The organism is Gelidibacter sp. (assembly GCF_035577925.1).
Classification (GTDB): Bacteria; Bacteroidota; Bacteroidia; order Flavobacteriales; family Flavobacteriaceae; genus Gelidibacter.
In genome coordinates this window covers 1-4,037 of the sequence record NZ_DATJCY010000105.1, presented here as the reverse complement: position 1 = coordinate 4,037, position 4,037 = coordinate 1, and the positions used below count along the sequence as shown (strand labels likewise).

General features: G+C 33.9%; 3 protein-coding genes and 1 pseudogene. All 4 read right to left on the bottom strand.

Annotated features, from left to right (window positions below; translation table 11 throughout):
* Window positions 1-1,302, bottom strand: a 1,302-nt coding sequence (locus tag VNJ50_RS03670; protein ID WP_325579161.1) for an arginine decarboxylase, incomplete at its 3' end; no start/stop codon positions are given.
* A 518-nt stretch (window positions 1,303-1,820) separates the two neighbouring features.
* On the bottom strand, window positions 1,821-2,732 hold the full coding sequence (locus VNJ50_RS03665) for a pseudouridine synthase (protein WP_325579159.1): 912 nt from the start codon (window positions 2,730-2,732) through the stop codon (window positions 1,821-1,823).
* A 66-nt stretch (window positions 2,733-2,798) separates the two neighbouring features.
* Window positions 2,799-3,701: a geranylgeranylglycerol-phosphate geranylgeranyltransferase gene (locus VNJ50_RS03660; RefSeq protein ID WP_325579157.1), complete on the bottom strand. Its 903-nt coding sequence runs from the start codon at window positions 3,699-3,701 to the stop codon at window positions 2,799-2,801.
* A 45-nt stretch (window positions 3,702-3,746) separates the two neighbouring features.
* Window positions 3,747-4,037 (bottom strand): annotated as a pseudogene (locus VNJ50_RS03655) (mevalonate kinase); the annotation flags it as partial.

Sequence of the window (4,037 nt, the reverse complement as noted above, 5' to 3'; positions counted from 1 at the left end):
CAAAATGTGTTTAGGCGAAGGTATTAAACAATGTTGTAATCCGCCAAATCCACCAATAGTTTCTTGATAGGCTCCGGTATTAAAGAAACCAAGATACAAAGGTTTTTCTTTATTGTATTTTGGAAGATAAATAGCATTCATGTGCTGCTCGCTATTGTAATAATCATCACTATCACAGGTCAATCCTCCAAGGAGCACACGTTCATAAGTATCATACCAGCGGTTGATGGGCAACATGACAAAACGCTTATTAATGGCCCAAGTGTCTGGTAATGTCGTAATAAAAGACGAGTTGATCATGTTCCATTTCTCTCTGTCGTTTTGCTGTTTTTGATAAAGCACTTCATAAATGGCACCACCACTTTCGCCTACGGTAAAGCTACCAAATTCTGTAAAAATATGAGGCACGTCCACTTCTTCCTGCTCACAAAACAATTGAATTTGATTAATGATTTCATCCACCATATATTCGTAATCAAAATCGAACGCTAATGAGTTTTTAATAGGAAAACCGCCACCAATGTTCAAACTATCCAACGTTGGGCAAATGCGCTTTAAGTTGGCATAGACTTTCAAACATTTAGAAAACTCGTTCCAGTAATAGGCATTGTCACGAATACCGGTATTGATAAAAAAGTGAAGCATTTTTAGTTTTACTTTTTTATTGTCCCTGATTTGATTTCTATAAAACGGCAAAATATTTTTGTATCCAATGCCCAAACGTGAGGTATAAAACTCAAATTTTGGTTCTTCTTCTGAAGCAATTCGGATGCCGATATTAAATTTTCCTTTAATTTCTTTAGAAAGCAAATCGATCTCTTCGTAATTATCAATTATAGGAATACAGTTTTTATGGCCTTCATTTATTAATCGCGCAATATTTGTAACGTACTGCGAGCGCTTAAAACCATTGCTGATCACATAGGTTTTATTATTGATTTTACCATCGGCCTTTAACTTTTCAACAATATCAATATCAAATGCCGAAGAGGTTTCAATATGGATGTCATTTTTAAACGCCTCATCCAATACATGCTTAAAGTGCGAGCTTTTAGTACAATAGCAATAATGGTATTTGCCTTTGTATTTATGCTTTTTCATGGCTTTGCTAAACCAATCTTTGGCGCGCCCTATATTATTGGATATTTGCGGCAGATATGTAAATTTTAATGGAGTCCCGTATTCTTCAACCAATTTCATCAAATTGATATCATGAAATTGAAGGGTTTTATCTTCAAGTTTAAATTCGTCTTGTGGAAAATAAAAAGTTTGATTGATCAGATCAATATATTTTGTATTCATTATGTTTTATTAAGGTTTAAAATTCTGAAAAATAAATTAATTTAGAGTAATAAATTCCTGATAAATAATGAGTAATCAAACTTGAATTTGTTGATAAGAGGGAACAGACACGAACGCGAAGCGTTTGCTCATAAAAGGTTTAAAATTAGAAGTAAGCTTTAAAATTTGGTGACTTATCTTATAAGTTGCTTTTGAAAATGACTTCCTAAAATCCAAAAGCCCAAACATACAAACGCGGTTCAAGGGTTCAGCTATATAAAGTGCAAATGAACTATAAAAAAATTAGAAAACAAGATGGAAAGTATAAAAATTATTCGGGATCTGTATTTTGTATTAAAAATTTATTTCAAACAATCTACTAAACAACGGTTATCCCATTGAAAATCAAACGCAAAACCAAGACTCTTTTTGTTTAGAAAAAATCTCATTTTTCAAGTTAATTGAACCTATAAACTCGTTAAAAAACTTCAAACATTGCAATTTCCAATCTCAAATTTTGAATCTTATAAAATCAATAATTACGATAACATTTTCAAATTATTAACTTCTTGTTCGGTAAGGTGTTTCCAATGTCCACGCGGAATATCTTTTTTTGTCAAGCCTGCAATAGCCACACAATCCAACTTTTCGATTTCATATTTGAGATGGCCAAAAATGGAACGGATCACAGTATTTCCCGTATTTTTGATTTTTAAGCCGATCTTGTTTTTGGGCTCACCTTCAATAAAACTGATTTCTTCAACAGTGACCAGTTTACCTTCAATTTTTAAACCTTCCTGGATTTTTTTAAAATCTTCAAACTTTAGGTTTTTATCCAATTCAACTTGAAATAAACGCGGAATACCATGTTTTGAATTTGTGAATTTCTTGACCAAAGCTTCATCATTGGTAAACAAAATCAATCCCAATGAATTTCGGCCCAATCGGCCAATAGGCTTAATGCGCGACGTTGTGGCATTGGCAACCAGATCCATTACGGTTCGGCCCTTTCCTTCGCTGGTTGTACTTGCAAAACCTTTAGGCTTATTCAATAAAACATAGGCTTTTTTCTCAGGATTAATCCGTGCGCCATCAAAACGCACGTCATCATCCAATTTTACCTTATATCCCATTTCCGTAACCACTTTCCCATTAACAGTTACACTTCCTGTTGAAATATGCATATCGGCATCACGGCGGGAACAAACACCAGAATTGGCGATGTATTTATTCAAACGGATGTCATCTGAAGTGGACTTTTTAGAAGTTGGCTTTTTCGCAACATCAGGCTTCGAAATGTCTTTTGTAACTTTTCGCATTGGGGCATTCCCTCTGGAATAACTATGTCCTTTGGAATTGTCGTGAGACCTTCCACCTCCATTTGAAGAACTTTTATCTTGGCCTCGGCCCGAAGTTTTTCCTTTTCCACTACTACCTTGATGTCTGCTCATGACTTAAAAATTTATGCAAAGATACTTTATTATACAGCGATTTAGCATCTCGAATTTACGATTTTATCAAATTCTGTTTAAGACCACATCAACATTAATTAATACAACGCAAAACACACCAGACACAATAATGATTTTCAATACATTATGCAAAATTAGATAATGAATTCTTGTGCTAGATTTCCACAATAGCAAAATCATAACAAACAACAAAAACGTACTGATGTAAAAGAAATAATCCATATGGCCCACATCAAAATAACATACCAGCAGAATAGTCGGAATTAAGGTTAAGACGGCCAAAATGGACAGCATTGCTTTTGAAAAACGCTCGCCGTAAACCACTGGAATGGTGTGGTAATTTTGCGCTAAATCACCCTTTATATTCTCAAGATCCTTAGTTAATTCTTTCATCGATATGATCAAGAACAAGAACATGGCATGAAAAAATATAACGGTATCAAAATTTTGATAATAAATGAAAATGGCAAAAAATGGTGTGATCATTAATGTGGTTGAGGTCAAATTCCCAATAAAAGGCAGTCTTTTTAATTTATGTGAATAGAGCCAAATTCCAAAAATGTACAACGAAAAGAAAACCACAGTTTTAAACGACACATAACTTGCCATGACCACTGCCAGAAAATTGAGCACAAAGTAAAATGAAAGTTTGGTGTTTTGACTTACCAATCGGTCCAACATGGATTTATGTGGCCTATTGATTAGATCTTTTTCGGAATCATAAAAACTATTGATAATATAACCGCTGGCAATGGTAAGTGCTGAAGCTAAAACCAACACAAATAAATTAAAATCGAAAACCACTTCTCGAAGCGGCTTATCTGGAGCCAAAATAAAGATGCAAGTCAAATATTGGGCAATAACCAAGATTAGAATGTTATAGCCTCTAACAACAGAAAACATGCTAAAAAACTTTAATAAAAGATGTTTCTGTTTTCTGGTTAGCATCGAAAAAAGATTAAAACGCTAATACTTGGATATGTATGGGAGGATTTAAAAATTATAAACCACTTCTAATTTATGGTCTTTAAGGGACAATTTGGCTTTTTCAATATCTTCAGTAAATCCCAAAATATAACCGCCGCCGCCCGAGCCACATAATTTTAAATAATAATCATTGGTCTCCAAACCTTTTTTCCAAAGCTCATGAAATTGCTGTGGAATCATTGGTTTAAAATGATTGAGGGCTACTTTTGAAAGTTTCTTGGTGTTAAGAAAAAGGGACTTAAAATCCCCTCTTAAAAAATCGTCCACACAAGCATCGGTATGCTTGATGAATTGATT